The 19,308-nt window shown below is 31.5% G+C and carries 26 protein-coding genes; 17 read left to right on the top strand and 9 right to left on the bottom strand.

The features are described from left to right. Window positions 1-54: 54 nt before the first annotated feature. From EU95_RS06120 to EU95_RS09815, 3 genes are read right to left on the bottom strand one after another with little or no spacing between them, the layout of a single operon-like run. Complete coding sequence (locus EU95_RS06120; RefSeq protein WP_032521773.1) at window positions 55-441, bottom strand: DUF1824 family protein; 387 nt, start codon at window positions 439-441, stop codon at window positions 55-57. Window positions 442-470: 29 nt separating this feature from the next. Continuing rightward, on the bottom strand, window positions 471-803 hold the full coding sequence (locus EU95_RS06125) for a phenylpyruvate tautomerase MIF-related protein (protein WP_032521772.1): 333 nt from the start codon (window positions 801-803) through the stop codon (window positions 471-473). Window positions 804-805: 2 nt separating this feature from the next. Continuing rightward, on the bottom strand, window positions 806-976 hold the full coding sequence (locus tag EU95_RS09815) for a hypothetical protein (protein ID WP_193742449.1): 171 nt from the start codon (window positions 974-976) through the stop codon (window positions 806-808). 153 nt (window positions 977-1,129) lie between these two features. Between EU95_RS09815 and EU95_RS06130 the strand changes: the two genes are divergently transcribed. Continuing rightward, window positions 1,130-1,768 (top strand): methyltransferase domain-containing protein, encoded by a 639-nt coding sequence (locus tag EU95_RS06130; RefSeq protein WP_032521771.1) that lies wholly within the window; start codon window positions 1,130-1,132, stop codon window positions 1,766-1,768. Window positions 1,769-1,864: 96 nt separating this feature from the next. Then, complete coding sequence (locus EU95_RS06135; protein WP_002807817.1) at window positions 1,865-2,110, top strand: hypothetical protein; 246 nt, start codon at window positions 1,865-1,867, stop codon at window positions 2,108-2,110. A 5-nt stretch (window positions 2,111-2,115) separates the two neighbouring features. Here the strand turns inward: EU95_RS06135 and EU95_RS06140 are convergent, their stop codons facing one another. The 3 genes from EU95_RS06140 to fldA form a co-directional block, all read right to left on the bottom strand. Then, window positions 2,116-2,769, bottom strand: coding sequence for a DUF3386 domain-containing protein (locus tag EU95_RS06140; protein WP_032521770.1), 654 nt, complete (start codon window positions 2,767-2,769; stop codon window positions 2,116-2,118). A gap of 77 nt (window positions 2,770-2,846) precedes the next feature. Next, window positions 2,847-3,905, bottom strand: a complete 1,059-nt coding sequence (locus tag EU95_RS06145; protein WP_032521768.1) for a chlorophyll a/b binding light-harvesting protein — start codon at window positions 3,903-3,905, stop codon at window positions 2,847-2,849. 142 nt (window positions 3,906-4,047) lie between these two features. Continuing rightward, the gene (gene fldA / locus EU95_RS06150) at window positions 4,048-4,572 is read right to left on the bottom strand and encodes a flavodoxin FldA (RefSeq protein WP_032512937.1); all 525 of its coding nucleotides are present in this window, start codon (window positions 4,570-4,572) and stop codon (window positions 4,048-4,050) included. Window positions 4,573-4,714: 142 nt separating this feature from the next. Here fldA and EU95_RS06155 point away from each other — a divergent pair, with 142 nt between their 5' ends. The 5 genes from EU95_RS06155 (at window position 4,715) to EU95_RS0108795 (ending at window position 7,348) form a co-directional block, all read left to right on the top strand. Beyond that, window positions 4,715-5,449, top strand: coding sequence for an AhpC/TSA family protein (locus EU95_RS06155; RefSeq protein ID WP_032521767.1), 735 nt, complete (start codon window positions 4,715-4,717; stop codon window positions 5,447-5,449). A gap of 14 nt (window positions 5,450-5,463) precedes the next feature. Further along, window positions 5,464-5,727, top strand: a complete 264-nt coding sequence (locus tag EU95_RS06160; RefSeq protein ID WP_032521766.1) for a SemiSWEET family sugar transporter — start codon at window positions 5,464-5,466, stop codon at window positions 5,725-5,727. 78 nt (window positions 5,728-5,805) lie between these two features. Beyond that, window positions 5,806-6,030, top strand: a complete 225-nt coding sequence (locus tag EU95_RS06165) for a hypothetical protein (protein ID WP_032521765.1) — start codon at window positions 5,806-5,808, stop codon at window positions 6,028-6,030. A 201-nt stretch (window positions 6,031-6,231) separates the two neighbouring features. After that, window positions 6,232-7,029, top strand: a complete 798-nt coding sequence (locus tag EU95_RS06170) for an AEC family transporter (protein WP_032521763.1) — start codon at window positions 6,232-6,234, stop codon at window positions 7,027-7,029. Between the two features lie 67 nt (window positions 7,030-7,096). Next, complete coding sequence (locus EU95_RS0108795; protein ID WP_032521762.1) at window positions 7,097-7,348, top strand: hypothetical protein; 252 nt, start codon at window positions 7,097-7,099, stop codon at window positions 7,346-7,348. On the opposite strand, the gene EU95_RS06175 is transcribed toward EU95_RS0108795, so the two are convergent. From EU95_RS06175 to EU95_RS06185, 3 genes are read right to left on the bottom strand one after another with little or no spacing between them, the layout of a single operon-like run. Further along, window positions 7,345-9,150, bottom strand: coding sequence for an ArnT family glycosyltransferase (locus EU95_RS06175; RefSeq protein ID WP_032521761.1), 1,806 nt, complete (start codon window positions 9,148-9,150; stop codon window positions 7,345-7,347). The two genes, EU95_RS0108795 and EU95_RS06175, sit on opposite strands and share 4 nt — an antisense overlap. A gap of 11 nt (window positions 9,151-9,161) precedes the next feature. Then, complete coding sequence (locus EU95_RS06180) at window positions 9,162-10,238, bottom strand: glycosyltransferase family 4 protein (protein WP_032521760.1); 1,077 nt, start codon at window positions 10,236-10,238, stop codon at window positions 9,162-9,164. 33 nt (window positions 10,239-10,271) lie between these two features. Beyond that, a complete protein-coding gene (locus tag EU95_RS06185) occupies window positions 10,272-11,213 on the bottom strand; it encodes a DMT family transporter (RefSeq protein ID WP_032521759.1) in 942 nt (313 codons plus the stop codon). Between the two features lie 52 nt (window positions 11,214-11,265). Here EU95_RS06185 and sppA point away from each other — a divergent pair, with 52 nt between their 5' ends. From sppA to rseP, 10 genes are all read left to right on the top strand, one after another. Further along, entirely contained in the window at window positions 11,266-12,075 is an 810-nt protein-coding gene (sppA, locus tag EU95_RS06190) for a signal peptide peptidase SppA (RefSeq protein ID WP_032521758.1), read from the top strand. An 18-nt stretch (window positions 12,076-12,093) separates the two neighbouring features. Further along, window positions 12,094-12,465, top strand: a complete 372-nt coding sequence (aroH, locus tag EU95_RS06195; RefSeq protein WP_032521757.1) for a chorismate mutase — start codon at window positions 12,094-12,096, stop codon at window positions 12,463-12,465. Window positions 12,466-12,526: 61 nt separating this feature from the next. Beyond that, entirely contained in the window at window positions 12,527-13,108 is a 582-nt protein-coding gene (locus EU95_RS06200; RefSeq protein WP_032521756.1) for a DUF2808 domain-containing protein, read from the top strand. A 30-nt stretch (window positions 13,109-13,138) separates the two neighbouring features. Beyond that, entirely contained in the window at window positions 13,139-13,276 is a 138-nt protein-coding gene (rpmH, locus tag EU95_RS06205) for a 50S ribosomal protein L34 (RefSeq protein ID WP_002808184.1), read from the top strand. 12 nt (window positions 13,277-13,288) lie between these two features. Further along, on the top strand, window positions 13,289-13,675 hold the full coding sequence (gene rnpA, locus EU95_RS06210; protein WP_032521755.1) for a ribonuclease P protein component: 387 nt from the start codon (window positions 13,289-13,291) through the stop codon (window positions 13,673-13,675). Continuing rightward, entirely contained in the window at window positions 13,672-14,085 is a 414-nt protein-coding gene (locus EU95_RS06215; RefSeq protein WP_032521754.1) for a PH domain-containing protein, read from the top strand. The genes rnpA and EU95_RS06215 overlap by 4 nt, the downstream gene beginning before the upstream one ends. A 72-nt stretch (window positions 14,086-14,157) precedes the next feature. Continuing rightward, a complete protein-coding gene (gene yidC, locus EU95_RS06220) occupies window positions 14,158-15,300 on the top strand; it encodes a membrane protein insertase YidC (RefSeq protein WP_032521753.1) in 1,143 nt (380 codons plus the stop codon). Between the two features lie 15 nt (window positions 15,301-15,315). After that, window positions 15,316-16,782, top strand: a complete 1,467-nt coding sequence (locus EU95_RS06225) for an AAA family ATPase (RefSeq protein ID WP_032521752.1) — start codon at window positions 15,316-15,318, stop codon at window positions 16,780-16,782. A gap of 114 nt (window positions 16,783-16,896) precedes the next feature. Further along, window positions 16,897-18,174: a serine--tRNA ligase gene (gene serS / locus EU95_RS06230; RefSeq protein WP_032521751.1), complete on the top strand. Its 1,278-nt coding sequence runs from the start codon at window positions 16,897-16,899 to the stop codon at window positions 18,172-18,174. Between the two features lie 9 nt (window positions 18,175-18,183). Further along, window positions 18,184-19,263 (top strand): RIP metalloprotease RseP, encoded by a 1,080-nt coding sequence (rseP, locus tag EU95_RS06235; protein WP_032521750.1) that lies wholly within the window; start codon window positions 18,184-18,186, stop codon window positions 19,261-19,263. Window positions 19,264-19,308 lie beyond the last annotated feature (45 nt).

Here is a 19,308-nt window from a genome sequence, read left to right as displayed (position 1 = left end):
GATAACAAAGCTTCTTTCAAAAATATAAATGATTAGAAATAAATTAAAGATTAATTAGTTAAAAAAATCCAACGGCAATGGTCCGAATGTATTAGCTTCTCTAGACTCATGATCATACTGACAAGTTAATAAAATTCCAACTCCAAGACCATTTTCAGATCTAATAAAAACATTTCCTGTTTTTTGATTACCTTTTAAAAAAACACTTCCATTTGCAGCAAGGGGTTCTTTATCGCTGAATTTAATAGAAGCATATTTTTTGGAAATTGATTTTAATGCAGCAATAGCATCTAAATCGGAGGGGGCCATTATTCCGATTGTTATCCAATCGGCATTAAAAATATTTTCTTCAAGTTCTTCTAGTAATTTTTTTATTTGTAATTTATTTAATTGAGGAGCTGATCTAAGACTATTTAAATCATGTAATTGATTTATTTCCAACTTAATAAATACCTAGAAAATCAATTTAGTCATCCAAATGTTCTTCCATTCCATGCCCACATTGAAGCTGAGACATCCTCGAAAGAAATATAAATCTTATCAATTGGAATTCCCAATTTCTCATGTATAAAATCAGAAATTGGCTTTGCCATGTCTGAAGGATTCAAAGAACCTATTGACTTAATTTCTAAAAAGCATGAAGGTAAATAATCATCAAAATACATTTCGCAATTATCATCTAATCTTGCCATTACAAATCTTCTTGATTTACTAGTTAAAGATGAAATAAATATTGAGATTTCTTCAAGTAATTTTTTCTTATCCTCAATTTTTGCTGAAGTAGAAAGATTTATATAAGGCATATTTATGCAGCTAAATTATCTTTTTGGAAATCATTTTGTAGATTAAAAGTCTTACTCTTTAAAACTTTTTTTGTTGAAAGATATGCCATATCATATTGACTTATACCGTTTTTATATGGATTGAAAAGAGCATTCTTAGATCTATTTTTTTTGCTCCTTTTGAATTCAATCATTTTTAATTAAATTATTAATTCATAATTTAACTTCATTTAAATAGATGTCTAGGTATTTTAAAGATCTTTAATTAATTAAGTTCAAAATACATTACAAAAACGCAATCTGAATATCTATTGATTAAATTTAAAAGACATTTCATAGTTATTATTTTGGAAGTCTTAAATAATTATCAAAGAAAAAAGCTTGATGAGAGTAATGATCAAGAATTTTATTCTGATCCAAAATTTGTCTATCATTTAGATGCAAACTTCAGGGACTATCTATCAAATGTTTATAAAAATGAAATTTCAGATTATTCAACCGTTCTAGATTTAATGTCCAGCTGGGATAGTTATTTACCTAAAGAGAAAAAATATAAAAAGGTTATTGGGCATGGTTTAAATAAACAAGAACTTGAAAGAAACAAAATTTTTGATACCTATTGGATACAAAATTTCAATTTAAATCAAGAAATTCCTTTGGATAATGAAAGTGTTGATTATTGTTTAATGGTCGCAGCTTGGCAATATTTACAATACCCAGAAAATTTAACTAAAGAAATCGCAAGAATTTTAAGTAATCAGGGCAAGTTTATAATCGCTTTTTCAAATAGAGCATTTTGGCATAAAGCTCCTAATATATGGACTACCTCTAATGAGGAAGAGAGAGTAGAATATGTAAGAAAAGTGTTAATCACAAACGGATTTAATGAACCAAAAATTATAAAAAAATTTAATCAACCTGTCCTCAATATCTTAAATTTTTTAAATAAAGACCCATTTTATTGCTTAATTGCTATTAAGGAGTAAAAAATACCTTTACTGTATTTCAGAAAAAGCTATTAACAAAAATAAATAGCCATACTTTTTAATTTTTACTAATATTGGATAGTTAAAATTAATAATATGGGCTCCAAAAGAGAAAAATATCCTGAAAAATGCCCTTGGGATCTTGGACCTAATCAGCATTTAGCAAAAGAAGAAAATTGGACTCTAAGATTAGGAGAAGCAAACGTTTGTTTTAGCAAAAATAAACTAGACAATAATTATTTTCATGTAATTAGTAATGAAAATGAAGAACAAATTTTAGCCTTCAGAGCTAGGCTCCTCTATCAAAAACTACTTGATAAAGGATTTAGATTGGTTGAATAAAAAAGTTATTTTAATAAACCTAAATCCTCGAAAACAAACTTTTGTGTTTCTTTTTCTTGATTTTGGTTGAGGTATTTTATTGTTCTTGAATTTAAGATCCAATAATCCTCTTCACCTATATTTATAAATTCATCCACATATTCTAATTTTTGCGATTTTGGCTTAAGTGTATCAGGATCAATTGTTTGACTACAATATTTTTTACTAAGAGCGCCTATTCCTGTATGGAAAAATTCTTCAACAAAAATCTCAATTATGGTTCCATGAATTTTTCTATAAACCATATTAATACAGTCATCTTTAACCCTATATTTATCACCTTGATTCTTGCCAGAAACTATCATTTCAATCCCACTGTCAGAATTTTTAATTAAGTTAAAATTATTTTCTGAATGAACAGAACGGAATTCTCTCTTTACCCTATGTATACAAACTTCAAATAACTGAGAGGCAATACTTTTAACAATTTTTTCATCTTCTATTTTTTGAATAATTGGTTTGAAATTTTTATCTAATACGAAGTTACCTTTATGAATATTATTATTAATCAAAAAAATACATTTACCTTTGTAACCATTAAATTCATTTTTCCAGGTGTACCTATTTTCATAAGCTTTTCGAAAAATCTCTTTACAATTAATTTCTTGTAGATTATCCATTAATGTTTTGAATACGTCAAATAATTCTACAAAAAAAAACCTCCCTATTAAAGGAGAGGTTTTTTTCTGAGATTAAATTAGTTTTGAGTAATTTTTGTATTTTCCATATTATCAAAGGCTTGACCAATTTTCTTGAAGTCAAATCCCATCGCTCTTAAAGCATGCCATAAATGGCCTTGTAAGAAAAAGAACCCTAAATAGAAGTGTCCATTAGCAAGCCATGCTCTTGAACTATATGCACCAGAACCTAAATCAACTGTATCAGTAAAGTAAGGTGCAAATTCAAATTGAAGCTTTAAAGGCTCTCCATATAGATCGACTGGATATATGGTTGTGTTTGAAGCACACCAGAATGCAGCAATAAATGCCATAAAGGAAACTCCTACTACTGAGTAGGACAAAATAGCCTCGGCACCAAGTAGTCCTTTACCTTTGAATTCTGTATATTCTCCAAATTGTTTTGTGCAAATATGGAAAACTCCACCGATGATAGTTAAGAATGCCACAAAAGCATGACCACCCATTATGTCTTCTAAACTATCTATTTTTAGAAAATCAAATTGATGGTTCCAAATTGCTGCAATATCTAGATTGTAAACGACTTGTCTTGTAGAACCTATTGCTGGGTCATAAATTCCATGAATACGAGCCCATTCAACAAACATTATTGCTCCAAGTCCAAGAAAAATTAGATGGTGACCAAGAATAAAAGTTAATTTATCTGGATCATCCCACTCAAAATCAAATTTTTGTGGCTTACTATTTTCTGGATAATCTCCAAGATCACCTGCAAATTTATTGGAATGTAATAATCCCCCAGCACCCAATACTGCTGAGAAAATAAGATGTAATGTGCAAATTACAACAATTCCATATGGCTCTGTAATAACGCCATTTTCAATTCCACCAATTCCAATACCAGCTAGGTGAGGTAAAACAATTGCTTTCTGTGCACCCATTGGAATAGTGGCGTCGTAACGAGCTAATTCAAATAATCCAAAAGCTCCTGCCCAGAACATCATTAAACCTGCATGGGCTGCATGAGCTGCTATGAATTTACCTGAACGGCCTACAACACCAGAATTCCCTGCGTACCAGTCATAGGTAACATCAGATTTTCCGTAATTTTGTAACACTTGATTTAAATAAACAGCAAATTGAGCATATTGCTAATCAGTTTATTTTTTACAAGTTCTTTACAGATTTAATTACTTTTGTAAAAAAATAATCTTATGAAAGAACAAATGTTACAAATTTAGAGAGTAATATCTTTGAAAGTTAAGCCAATGAGGGTATTTCGCCTTTTAGTTGAGAAGCCCATGTTTCAAGACGTGAATCAGTCAAATCAGATTCACTATCCTCATCAAGAGGTAATCCACAAAAACTTTCTCCAATGACGCTTTTAGACTCATCAAATGTATAAGAAGATTTATCTACATAACCGACCATTTCGGCTCCTGCTTTAGTGAAGTAGCTATGAAGTTCTTCCATGGCATCACAATAGTTTTCTGTATAGGTAGAAGAATCTCCTAAGCCAAAAATTGCAACTTTTTTTCCTGATAAACTTAGTTCACCAATATCCTCTAAGATTGAATCCCAAGCAGTTCCTGATCTTTCTTCATCTGCTCCGGTATTCCAAGTAGGTATCCCACAGATTATCCCGTCAAGACCTTCTAATTCCGAAAGATCATCTACATCAGAAACATCTTTAGGTGCCTCTGCTGAAGAAATAAAATTGTGAAGACGATCAGCTACGTCCTCTGTTTTTCCAGTTGTAGTTGCGTAATAAATTCCTACAGTCATAACTTCAAAATGTTTACCTTAAAATAATAAAATCTAAAAACATTAAATTAATTTCTTAAAAAACTTTTTCAAGTAAAATTTTATACCAATTAGAGTAAGAAAAAATTTTTTAAGAAAAATTTATAAAGATATTTAAACTATTGTGACTGACAAATTTCAAAACCATATTAATAATCTTGTTGAAGAATTTAACTTCAAAGGGGAGAAGAGATTTAAATTAATTGTTTTATTTGGCCTATTGGGAGATTTTGATAGCGTTGAATATGCAATAAATCTTAAAAATTTTATCAATAATCGTCAGGATAAAAATTTAGATATTTATGCTATTGCTATTGGCAACCAAAATGGGAAACAAAAATTCTGTAAATTCACTGGCTTCTGTGAAAAAAATTTAATAATTGTTTCTGATAATCAAATTCATAATAATCTTAAAGTCTCAAGAGGTTTAGATATAGGTTTAGGAGGTTGGATTAATATGCTTTTAATGTTATCTGGGATAAATTCTTTTAAAACAATTAAAGAGGTTTTTAGAGGTTATACAGGCGATCGAAAAGCAAAGCAAATCTATTCAGAATTTGATGAAATTGACATTTTAAAATTTCTAAAATTTTCTGGTAATTCTTTTAAGCAGATTTTCGGGGATGGTTATTTAAGACCATTCGAATTAGCAACATTTAGATTAAACAATATGAATGAAATAATTAAAAATTGGAATGATTATATTCTTGATGCAAAATATCTTCCTCAAAGAGGAGCTTCTTTTTTGTTGAGTAATAAAAATCAAGTTATTTATAAATTCTTCTCAAATGATGTTCTCGGATATTCATCAAATATGAGAGATCCCTTAAGGTTTATATCTGATTTAATTAAAGAATAGTTTTTGAAACTTTTATGGATATAGATATATTTGGATATTTTGCCGCGATTTTAACAACAGCCGCATTTCTACCTCAATTATTAAAAACTCTAAAAACAAAAAAAGCAGATGATGTTTCTTTGACAACTTTAATAATGTTTATTATTGGAGTCTTGTCATGGATTATTTACGGTTATAAAATTTCTTCTACACCAATATTGATTGCTAATTTGATTACCTTAATTTTAAATCTCTTGATATTAATCTCAAAAGTATATTTTTCAAAACCATCTAATTAGCAATTATTGTTTTAATAGTTTTAAATTTTAGAGAAATTACTTAAATTTTATTTATCATAGAAATAAATTTCAGTGATCTTGAAAACTTCAAAATGTTGGGTCTGGTTTAAAGGTAGCCTTAACAAAGGCGGTTTTTGGAAAGAGGGGTTTACTTGTACTTTTGATGAGAACCCAGGTGTTTTAATAGAAAGTCCTGCTTATGTCACTTGTAGAGTTCCAAATTGGAGAGTATTGACTAAAGAACCAGAAGATTTAAATAAATCTCCTTTAATTCCTGATAAGGCAATATGGAAAATAATTTAACTTATTCCATTCATAAATTTTTTTTGACTATGCTCGGCAAGTTAGTATTGCTTTAATAAATATTTAATTAATACTATCTACTCTCTCTTTATAAATATTATCCCTTTCTTAATTTTTGGATTTCTTATTGGAAAAAAGAATCCAAGGATTTCTAAATATATTGCAAGACCTCTAATAAGATTTGGCATTCCATTAAGTGTAATGGGTCTTTTATTAAAGGAGGGTATAGATATAAACCTTATTAAAAGTGCATTTTTAGCATTCTCTCTAATTGGATTATTGATATCATTAGTGAATATATTTCGAATATTTAAAAATAGGCTTCCAAATTATACTTTACAGCTAGCAGGTCTAATAGGTAATACTTCATTTCTTGGAATACCAATAGCGATAGCTCTTCTCCCTTCATCTACTATTAACTTCACTATCGGATTTGACTTGGGAACAACATTATTCGCTTGGATATTTGGACCTTTTTTTCTTCAAGGCAAATCCCAAATAAATAAAATCCCAAAGATCGAAGGCTTTTTAAACGCATTGATAAATAGTCCTGCATCAAGAGGCATAATTGGGGTACTTTTAGCATATCTTTTCAATGTAGATGAAATATTAGGAAATTACCTTTGGATCCCTGCTAGGGTAGTTATCGCTTTGGCAATAATAATTGTAGGAACAAGACTTGGCATAATAATAAATCAAAAGGATAAAATTTTTGATCTAAATCAAGAAATTAAATTCTCGATTTTATTAAAGTTATTTATTCTTCCTTTTATCGTTTTTTTAATAAGCAAATTTTTAAATTTTGACTTCTATCAATCATCAGCAGTAATACTTCAGGCAGGAACTCCAACGGCAATTTCCACAATATTAATGGCAGAGGCTTATGACGTGAAACAAAAAATAGCATCAAAAATTCTTTTTACTACAACTTTAATTTCAATAGTTACAATTCCTCTTTTAAAAATTCTTATCGATGCATACAGCAAAAAAACGTTTTAATTGCATAATTAATGAATATTGTAAAGAAAATGTCCTGATAAATACATAATGTCTTAAGATTTAGGTTATGAAGTCAGCGAACCCTGAAAATGAATATATCCCTTTAGACCTCAGGATATCTGTGAGGAGGGATACTCTGAGACTAATCTCAGAGATGGCTCAAGACATGGGAATAAGCATTAATGAAGTTTTTAGTTTTTTAGCCGAAGATTCTGTAATCGATCTGGAATTACTTGAAGATCTAAATAAAATTGAAATCCCTAATAAGTGCAGTCTTGATGATCTTAAAAACGCTCTTCTTAAAAAAAAGCTTTGTTAAAATTTTTCAACTTTTCGATTTTTCCAGTCAGATTTATAACCGCTTTTAACTAAAGTTTCCGAATAATTATTCAAATCATTTTTCTGAATTCGCCATAAATTATAAATTCCATATTCTCCCAATTTTTGATGATTAATATTTGACCAGTGTTTTTCGCGTGAAGAATATTTATCTATAACGACCAATAAAGATTTATATTCATAATCTGGTTGGTCCTTATAATTTTCTCTCCTATCGTTATTGAGCCTGTCTGAGAGATTAATTAATCCTTCTTTAGTATTTGGTTCATAAAAAACTATTTGTCCTGAATAATAATGTAAAGAGGGTTTTCTTATCCCGATCATCGCTAAAGTCTCGTTCCCCTCTCGAATATCTGAAATTAATTTTGAGATGTTCCTCAAGGGCAATTGCCTAGAATTATCCGCTAATTTTCTTATTGGAGACATCAAAAAGGATTGTCCTATCAAAAGTAAAATTTGAAGATAAAGAAATATATTTTTGGATTTTAATGAAAATAAAATTATTGCAATGAGAGTAAATGTAGAGAAGAAGAATTTGGCTTTAAAAATTATCCCAGAACTTATTAATTCGGATCCGAGATTAGGCATTTCAGGATCATTTATTGAACTTAACCAAATATTTGAGAAAAAGAATGCTATGGAGACTCCAAAAAAAATTAAAATATTAAACATCCATAAAAATGAATAAATCTTTTTTGAGTGTTTTAAGTTTTGAAAGCTATTACTTATTAAAATTGACGCCGCTGGAATTGCTGGCAACCAATAGCTTGGAAGTTTTGTAGCAGAAATACTAAAGAAGATTAAGACCGATGTTAACCAACATAGAGAATAAATATATAGGGTCTCATTGACATTGCTACTATTTTTTGAACGTCTCAAGAAATCTTCAAAGACTTTAATTATCCCGTGATACAAAAAAGGAGTGAATGGTAATGAAGCAAATATCATCATGTAAAGAAAAAACCAAAATGGTTCTGAATGATTATTTACAACAGATGTATATCTTTGGAAATTATGATAACCAAAAAAGTTGTCCCAAAAAGGCTTTCCCTCTTTTATGAGTTCTAAGATATACCACGGAACACTTATTAGTATTGTTATTAAAAAACCTTTCTTAGGATTTATCTTATGTAGCAAAGTTTTCCAATCCTTCTGAATGATTAAGAAAAATGCAATAGTCAATGTTGCTAAAACAAATGCAACAGGTCCTTTAGTTAAAATTGCAAACCCTAAAAAAACCCATGCTGAAATGCATTGATCATTATTTTCACTTGCCATTCGTCTCCAAAACAACAGCAGGCTAATCCCTAAGGTTCCAGTCAAAAGAGAGTCACTTACAGCAGTCCTACTCCAGATAATTATGAATGGAGACAGTCCAAAGGCTAATGATGCAAATATTGGAGTGAGGAATTGCCTATCACCCTTCTGCGGCCAACAAAATAAAGTATCTCCAATCATCAACATTAAAAATAATGATCCCAAAGCTGAAGGGAGTCTTGCTGAGATTGTTCCTAAACTATCCCAAATTTCGTTTTTCGGTAATGAGTAAAAAAAACCCATAAGCCAATATATTAGTGGAGGCTTATCAAAACGGAACATTCCATTGACTTTTGGAGTTAACCAATCACCAGATTCACTCATTGCCCGTCCAGCAGCGGCAAATAAAGGAGGAGTTTCATCTACTAGTCCTGTACTACCTAAACCTGAAATAAATAATATGATCCCACAAACTAAAACTATGAGTAAGGTTATAAGCCTTTTTCTTGATTTAAGAATAATCATTTAATAGTTTTTTATTTATATTCGTGCGTTACCTTATTAAGCCAGTTCACAACCTTCTTAGCAAATATATCTGTTGAGGCATTTTTTTCTACCCATTCTCTACATTTCTTACGATTTATTTTTTCAATAATCTCTACATAGGAAAGCATATTTTTTTTATCATCAGGATCAGCAAGATACCCTGTTTGCCCATGCTGAATAATTTCACTGGGCCCTCCCCTTTTATAGGCAATGACTGGCACCCCACAGGCTAAAGCTTCTACAACTACGTTCCCATATGCCTCGTTCCATTTTGGAGTATTTAGCAAAGCCCTACATTTACCAAGTTCTTTTTGTAATTCATTGGTTGATAAAAAACCCATCCAATCTACAGTTCCTTGAGGAAAAGATTTTTGTATTTTTGAGGCATAGTTTTCATCTTCTGTAACTCCCCAAACTTTTAGTTTTTCGCCAAGTTCACTTGCAACATAAACTGCATCCTCTAAACCTTTCTCTGGTGCTACTCTCCCAACCCACGCCAATGGTCCCTTGGCTATATCTTGAAAAGTATAGTTATCTAATTTAAAACCATTACCAATAACTATTGGGTTTTTTATAAATGGATAATCATCAGCTTGTATTTTTGAATGAAAAGCAAAATTATTTGGATGTTTATCATATACCTTTGAGATTAAATTACTAATTACCGAACTTTCCGAGCCCATACTAATGATATGCGCAATGGGTAGCTCTACATTTAGAGTCATCCAGATAGGCAACCAATCATAAGACATATTCAGCAATACATCTGCTTTTTTAGCGATAGCTAATCCCTTTTCAAGCATTCCGGCTAGAAGTGAATTATCTGGAATACTTACAAGAGAATTATAATTTTGATGCTGCCAACTAATTTGATCTTGACCTTCTACAAAATGTAGTTTTGCTTTTTCATTACCTTTATTTAATTTAGAATTTAACGGGGCTATTACATCTACTGAGTGACCTGAACTAAGCAATCCTGAGACTAAGGAATTTAAAGTTAATTCAACTCCACCCCCCCTGCCGCTTCCAAGAAAACCTATCGGAGTACTAATCAAAACTATTCGCATTATTTTATACTTTTTTTCTAAACAATAACCTAATTAAATACTAGTATCAGTTAGTTTATTTTCCCATAAACTCCTTCTCTGACTTACCAAAAATACCGACATAAGAACGAAAGCTACTCCTATCCATTGAACAATATTAAGTCTTTCATCTAACCAAACGCCTCCACTTAAAAGAGCAAATACCGGAGTTAAAAACGCTAGAGTACTAAAACCAGTTATTTCTTTATTATTCGCAAAGTAGAAAAAAAGTCCATAAGCTATTGCCCCTCCAAAAATACTCGCAAATGACATCAGTCCCCAATTAAATATTGACCAATCTGGGATTATTTGAAAATCTGGGCGTAAGCAATGCTTAATAATCAAGGGTACACTTCCCACAACCATATGCCATCCTGTAACTGCAACTGGATCACTTTTGGTACAGGTAAACCTTATTAGAATTGTTCCTAATGCCATAGCCAGCGAAGCTGCAAGCATCCAAAATTCTCCGAAGTTAAAAGATATATCAGTCGTGGCATTATCAGACATTAACCACCAATTCCCAAGAAATTCTTGCGGGACTCCTAAAAATATTATTCCTCCCAACCCAAAAAGTAACCCTAACCATCCTATTGGGTTAATTAAATTCCCAAAAATTGCTCTTGCCAAAATCGCTACCAAAAGGGGCTGAGAATCAATCAATACAGAACCAAGTCCTGCCCCAGTCTTTTCTATGCCATAAGTTAAAAATAACTGAAAAAAAGTAGCATCGATAATTGTAAAAACAAAAAACCACTTCAAATCGCACTTATAAATTTTTAAATCCCTTTTTAACAAATATGTTGTTATTAGGACAAGAACTCCTGCAGGTAATAATCTTAAAGAAGCCACAAACTCAGGACCAGCACTAGATACTAGCGGAGTCATAGCCGCCATTGATGTGCCCCAAAGTGCAAAAGGGAGTATCATTAAAAACCAATTTAAGATTGAATTCATTAAGTCTGCTGATAATCTTTTTAAAGTAGTTTCATGAATTTACCTTAAAAGAATGATTTGGCCTTTTAGACGAAAGTCAAAAAAAAGAATGGCTCGTATTGTAATTGATGAGCCCATAACAAGTGCAACAAGAGTTTCTGTCCTTAAAGCTCTTAAACAAATAGAGGATAGAGAATTTCCTGCTCTAATCGTGAGAATTGATTCACCAGGGGGAACTGTTGGGGATAGCCAAGAAATATACTCTGCTCTTAAAAGGCTAAAAGAAAAAGGATGTAAAGTCATTGCTAGTTTTGGAAACATATCAGCATCTGGAGGTGTTTATATTGGAGTAGCATCCGACAAAATAGTTGCTAATCCAGGTACAATTACAGGTTCTATTGGTGTAATTATAAGGGGAAATAATTTATCTGAATTATTAGATAAAATTGGTATAAAGTTTGAAACTGTTAAAAGCGGTGTATTTAAAGATATCCTCTCTCCAGATAAACCTTTAAGTGATGAAGGGAGAAATCTACTTCAAGGCCTCATAGATGAAAGCTACAAACAATTCACTGAAGCTGTTGCAGACGGAAGAAATTTACCTGTTGAAGAAGTAAGAAAATTTGCCGATGGAAGAATTTTTACTGGAACCCAAGCAAAAGAATTAGGACTCGTTGATGAAGTTGGAGATGAATTTGTTGCAAGGGAACTTGCCGCAAAAATGGTAAATATTGATCCTAAAATTCAGCCCTTAACATTTGGAAAGAAAAAAAAGAAAATACTAGGACTAATTCCTGGAAGTAAAATTATTGAAAGAGTTATCAATAATCTTTTCTTTGAGATTGATTCATCTAATAAAATACTTTGGTTATATAAGCCTTAAATCAGTAAATAAAAAAATATGAAAGATGATTATAAAGTTACATTTATTCGAGGAGCCACAACAGCATCTGGAAATTCTGTTGAGGAAATCGAAGTCGCCGTATTGGAATTAATAGATGCATTAATTTCACGCAATAATTTAATCAAGACGAACTTACTATCAATTACGTTCACCGCGACAAAAGATCTGGATGCATGTTTCCCTGCCTCAATTGCGAGAAAATGTAAAGGACTTAATTCAGTAGCATTTTTAGACTGCCAACAAATGTACGTAGTAAATGATGTGGATTTTTGTATAAGATTAATGGCACAAGTTTTGTTGCCGCCAAATCATTTAGTAAAGCATCCCTATTTAAGAGGCGCTGCAAAATTGAGGTCAGATAGATGTTAACCTTAGATAAAGATTTTACTTTCCATTTTTCAGTCTGAATCAACCTAAAAATTTTTCTTCAATGTTAAAAAAAACAAAGAAACTTTCTTTAAACTTTAAAATTTTAAGATTTTTTCTTATTCCTACAATTTTAGTTTCCACCCCATTCTTCAATAACATCCAAGATGCTAAGTCAGGACTTGAATTCCAATGGGACCAAGACTCTGGACTTAGAAGATTAAAGTGGTTTCAGAAAGAAAATAAAAAAAGTTTTAGAAATACCATTTATTTTTTTTTGAGGCCATCTGATAGAAGAACTGATCTCTTAAAAATTAACCTAGATATCCCCAAAAAATTTAAATCCACTTTAAATAACGAAAAAATAAGTCTTTGCAAGGTAAGAATAGGAGGTTTTGAGAGTCGAACAAAATGTTTAGAAGACGTTCCAGCTGATATAGAAATTAGTAGTGAAGAATCAGGTTCACGTTCCCTAAATTTATTCCCATATAGTCCTATACCCTCTAACAAAGAAAGTTATGCGATTGTCTTTAAAAAAATTTCTAATCCGAAAAAATCAGGACTTTATCAATTCCATTCATATGGCCAACCAAAAGGGAAATCAGTTTCAAGTTATTTAGGAAGCTGGACTATAGTGATCGATTAAATGATAAATTAAATAGGGATAAATAAAAAAATGACTAAAAGAACATTTGGCGGAACTTCAAGAAAAAGAAAACGTGTATCTGGTTTTAGAGTAAGAATGCGTTCTCATACAGGTAGAAGAGTTATTAAAAGCAGAAGGCAAAAAGGCAGAGAAAGAATAGCAGTCTAAGTTAAAATCTTAATGGCCTTACCTAAAGATATGCGTTTAAAAGGTTATAGGACTTTTGATTATATTCATAAAAATTCCAAAAAATATTACGGAAAATCAATGTCATTTAAAGTGGCAAAACCAAATCCAGACATCCTTTCAAGCCATAATCTCACAAATACATCAAACAATTTTAGGATTGCAATAGCTATAAGCAAAAAAGTTTCAAAAAAAGCTGTAGAAAGAAATAAATTAAGAAGAACTATGCACGAGTGGCTATTAACAAATATTCAAAAAATTAATAACCACAAACCATATTGGTTACTTGTTAACCTTAATGATGAGGATTTCTGCAATGATGAAAATAAACTTTTGGAGGAATTTCAAAACTTAATGTTCAAATCCCAAATAATCAAATGATTAACATGAATGAAGAAACCTTTTTCGAAGGAGGTCCTGCAAAAAGTGATTTAATAATAAATCTTATAGCAGGTATAACCATTCTTGGTTTGCCATTTACTTTTGCCGCGATAGTTAGAGCATTGTGGTTGAGATTTAAAATTACAAACAAAAGAATTACGATCGATGGTGGTTGGCTTGGTAAGAACAAAACGCAAGTTTCCTTAAGTAATATCGAAGAAATCAGATCAATTCCAAGAGGATTTGGATCATATGGTGATATGGTTCTTATTCTTAATGACGGATCAAAAGTTGAAATGAAATCATTACCCCTTTTCAGAGAAAAGCAAAAATTTATCGAGAAGAATATTATTAAAAGATCACAAATACCAAATCTCAACGAAGTAGAAGGATTTGCTACTAAGTCATAATTAAAATAATTACAAAAACCTTTTTTTCCTGTAAAATAAAATGTCTACCAAAATTACACTCTTTTTAATATCGTGATAGGGTTCATTTCTGAAAAATTACTTATCCCGATTCTAGATTTTTTCTATGGTTTAGTCCCTAGTTACGGTTTAGCAATTGTTGCATTGACAGTCGTAATTAGAATTGCACTTTTCCCTTTAAGCGCTGGCTCCATTAGAAGCGCAAGAAGAATGAAGATAGCGCAACCAGTAATGCAAAAAAGGCAAGCAGAAATAAAATCTAAGTTTTCAGGTGATCCAAAGAAACAGCAAGAAGAATTAGGAAAACTCATGAATGAGTTTGGTAGCCCTCTCGCAGGATGCCTTCCATTGATTGTTCAAATGCCTGTATTATTTGCATTGTTTGCAACCTTAAGGGGCTCACCATTTGCCGATGTTCCCTACAACATTAATCTTAAAGTTGTTCCACAGGATCAAATTGCAGCTATCGATCCAAAACCCTACAAATCCCCAAGACATTCTATTTTTATAACAGAAAAATCACATTTTCCTGTAATAGCTTCTATACCTAATGGAACAAAACTAGGAACTGAAGAATCAGTCAAAATAAATTTGCAAACGACAAATGGTAATAGCTATCCGGAAGTTTTATCTAAATATGAAAATGGATCAAAATTCCTCCCTAAGTGGAAGGTTTCAAAAGGTTCTGAAATTTTAAAAGTTTCCCAAGACGGTACAGTCACTGCAATTAAACCAGGAGATGCAACAGTAGAAGCGAAAATACCTGGTTTAGCTGCCAAAAGTGGTTTTCTTTTTATTAAAGCTTTAGGTCAAGTAGGTTTTTATGTGGATGGGTCTATCAATTGGGATATTGCTGCACTAGTTGGCTCATTTGGATTAACTTTACTTCTCTCTCAAGTTTTGTCTAGTCAGGGGATGCCTGCTAATCCGCAACAATCAACTGCCAACAAGATTACTCCAATAATGATTACTGGTATGTTCCTATTTTTTCCACTGCCAGCAGGAGTATTACTATATATGGTTGTTGCCAATATATTTCAAGCATTCCAGACTTTTCTTCTAAACAAAGAAGCTCTTCCTGAGAATCTACAGAAAATTCTTGATCAACAATTATTGGCAAAAAATGAAGTAATAACAACCTCTGCTTCAACTATTTCAGAAAAAAGATTGCCTTTTGAACCTAACAGCAAAAAATAGTTTAAATCTTAGATAATGAATTCTTGGTGTAGAAATTTACAATTACTAATAAAATCAAGAACCACATTAATTTGGATAAGAACTAAAGAAGAGGAAAGGTTAGAAAAATTAGTTAATTTCGCTTGTGAAGGATTAAGTATAAAAAGATTCATTTGCTGGGATTGTGTTAATGGTATTAAAGGTTTAATAAATGAAGAAGGTAAATTTTCTAACGATCCTTTAGGAGCGCTTAATTGGCTTAAAGGACAAAGTTCTGAAGTTTCAACGGTTTTATTAGTAAAAGATTTTCATAAATTTTATGATGATCCATCTATCAATAGAACTATTAAAGAACTATCTTCAGCTCTTAAGGAGACTAGTCATAATTTAATTATTAGTTCTCATCTATTTCCATCATCAGAAGAGCTGGATGAATTAATGACAATTTTAAACTTACCTTTACCTGATCAAAAAGAATTAAAAAGTCTAATAAAAAAAATAGCTATCAATACCAATTCAAACCTTGAAGAGCAAGACTTAAACGAACTTTCTATAGCTTCAAGTGGACTAACCGAAATAAAAGTAAAGCAAGTTACTGCAAAGGCTCTTGCTCAAAGAGGAAAAATAAGTAAAGAAGATATTAGAGATATTCTCGAAGAAAAAAAACAAGTTATAGCAAGAAGTGAAATTTTAGAATTTTTTGAAGCCAAATCAAGTCAAGATGATATTGGTGGTTTAAATGTTTTAAAAGTTTGGCTTAACCAAAGATACAGGGCCTTTTCTAAAGAAGCTAGAGAATATGGACTACCTATTCCCAAAGGGGTCTTACTTGTAGGAGCGCAAGGGACAGGGAAATCACTTACTGCAAAATCAATTTCTAGGAGTTGGTCGATGCCGCTTCTCAGGTTAGATGTGGGAAGACTATTTTCTAGCCTTGTTGGTTCAAGCGAGGCAAGAACAAGAGAAACGATATCAAGAGCTGAGGCCATGTCACCTTGTATCCTTTGGATCGATGAAATTGATAAGGGCTTTGGTGGCGATGCCAGAAGTGATGGAGGGACAAGTCAAAGAGTTTTGGCAAGTTTACTAACTTGGATGTCTGAAAAAGAATCCGCCGTATTTGTAATTGCTACTGCTAACGCTATAGATAAGCTTCCTGCTGAATTATTAAGGAAAGGTAGATTTGATGAGATATTTTTTCTTGATTTGCCAAATTCCGAAGAAAGATTAAGCATTCTAGATTTGCACTTAAAAAAAAGAAGACCAAGTTATAGTTTCCCTCTCACTACTATCATTGATAGAACAGATGGATTCTCAGGCGCAGAACTGGAACAAGCAGTAATTGAAGGCATGCACATTTCATTTTCTGAAAATAGAGAACTTATGGAGAAAGATTTAATAAAGGCAGTCTCTGAATTAGTTCCCTTATCAAGAACTGCTAAAGAGCAAATTGATTTATTAAAAGAATGGTCATCTACAGGACGGGCTCGTTCTGCATCGTAAATAAATTTTTAATTTAGCGTAAGTTATGAATCATTAATTTAGTTAATTTTTCATCAAAAATCCCAAATAATCATTTGAGATTAACTATCTTAATTAAGGTATAAAAAAAAAATAGTGTTAGATCAAAAATTAATAAGAGAAAATCCAACATTTGTTGAAGAGAATTTATCCTTGAGAGGAAAAGTTTATAACATATCTCAAATACACGAATTAACTGTTAAGAAAAAAGATATTGATATAGAAATATCCAGTCTTCAATCTGAGAGCAAAAAGTTAAGCAAATCAATAGGTGAGGCAATTGGAAAATCACAAAATAAAAATTCACAACAACTAAATGATTTAAAGAAAAAGGGAAACGAATATAGAATTAAAATTTCTGAACTTGAAGAGAAGCAAAAAGTATTAGATAAACAACTAGATGATGAGATTTATAATTTGCCAAATTTTCCTAGCAAAGATGCACCTATTGGAAAAGATGAAAGTGATAATGTACAACTAAAAACTTGGGGAGACCCCTTTAGAAAAGAGAATATTAAATCACACTGGGAAATAGGCGAAAGTCTTAAAATCTTTGATTCTTTAAAAACAACAAAAATATCAAAAAGTCGTTTTATTACTCTTACAGGTAATGGTGCCAGATTAGAGAGAGCATTGATTAATTTCATGCTCGATATGCATATTAAAAATGGTTATTTAGAGTTAATGCCTCCAGCTTTAGTAAATTCAGAAAGTCTAAAGGGATCTGGACAGTTGCCTAAATTCTCAAATGAAAGTTTTAAGTGTTCTAATGACGATTTATGGCTTTCTCCAACAGCGGAAGTTCCACTAACTGCTTTTCATAGAAACCAGATTATTGATCCCAAGCAGTTACCTATTAAGTATGTTGCATATAGTCCATGTTTCAGGAGAGAAGCTGGAAGTTATGGAAGGGATACTAAAGGTTTAATAAGACTGCATCAATTTAATAAGGTTGAGCTTTATTGGTTTTGTGATCCAAGAAAATCTTTAGAGGCTCATAAAAAAATTACCTCTGATGCAGAAAGCATTTTAAAAAAACTCAACTTACCTTATAGATTAGTAGATATTTGCACAGGAGACTTAGGCTTTTCTTCTAGTAGAACTTTTGATCTTGAAGTCTGGCTTCCCAGTAGTAAATGTTATAGAGAAATTTCGAGTTGCAGCAATTGCCTTGACTTTCAAGCACGTAGATCATCCATAAGGTCGAAAATTGATAAAAAAAATACATATTTGCATACCTTAAATGGTAGTGGGCTCGCTGTTGGAAGAACAATGGCCGCGATTCTTGAAAATGGCCAACAATCAGATGGTAGCGTTAAGATTCCAGATGCTCTTGTTCCATATTTTGGATCAAATTTTTTAAAAACTGCTTAATATAAATTAATGAATGTTTTAACCTCAATAACAGTACTTGGATTTCTCATATTTTTTCATGAGATGGGGCATTTCCTTGCAGCAATTTTACAAGGTATTTATGTAGATGGATTTTCGATTGGCTTTGGACCCGCAATAATTCAAAAAAAATTTAAAGATATCACTTATTCATTCAGAGCTTTTCCTCTTGGAGGCTTTGTATCTTTCCCTGATGAAGAACTAAATAATATTGACCCTAGAGATCCAAATCTTTTGAAAAATAGGCCAATAATTCAGAGAGTTATTGTAATTTCGGCTGGAGTCTTCGCCAACTTAATACTTGCTTACACAATCCTAATTATTAATGTAACTACTGATGGTATTCCATTTGATCCAGAACCAGGTATTTTAGTTTTGGCTACTCAACCTGAGAAGGCGGCCTCCTTAGCTGGCTTAAAACCCGGAGATAAAATCTTAGAAGTTGAAACTAGTACTTTAGGAGTTGGTGATCAAGCTATTTACACTTTAGTAAAAGAGATCCAAAATTCATCAGATGAACCAATTTCAATAAAAATTGAAAGAGATGGGATTTTCAAAAATTTAACTTTGATACCAAAAAATGTTGATGGTAAAGGAACAATAGGTGCTCAATTACAACCAAATATTAGGAAAGAAACTAAAAAGACAAAAAACTTTTTCGAACTTTTTAAATACACCAATAATGAGTTTTCATCACTTTTAGTAAAAACAATCCAAGGGTATAAAGGATTAATAACAAATTTTTCCTCAACAGCTCAACAATTAAGCGGGCCAGTTAAAATCGTTGAAATTGGTGCTCAATTATCGCAACAAGGAGGGACAGGGATATTATTATTTGCAGCTTTAATTTCTATTAATTTAGCAGTCCTCAACTCGTTGCCTTTACCACTTTTGGATGGAGGACAACTTGTTTTTACTTTAATAGAGGGGTTGAGGGGAAAGCCTGTACCAGTAAAGGTTCAAATGGTTGTCACTCAATCTAGTTTTTTTCTTTTAGTTGGACTAAGTGTGCTACTAATTATTAGAGATACAAGCCAACTTTTAATAGTACAAAGATTATTAAACCAATAAATAAATTTAAAAACTGTTGGCCAAGCTGTTAATATAGTAAGAAGT

This window comes from Prochlorococcus marinus str. MIT 9201 (genome assembly GCF_000759955.1).
Classification (GTDB): Bacteria; Cyanobacteriota; Cyanobacteriia; order PCC-6307; family Cyanobiaceae; genus Prochlorococcus_A; species Prochlorococcus_A marinus_G.
The sequence above is the reverse complement of the archived record's forward strand: the minus strand, read 5'-3'. Positions and strand labels throughout refer to the sequence as shown.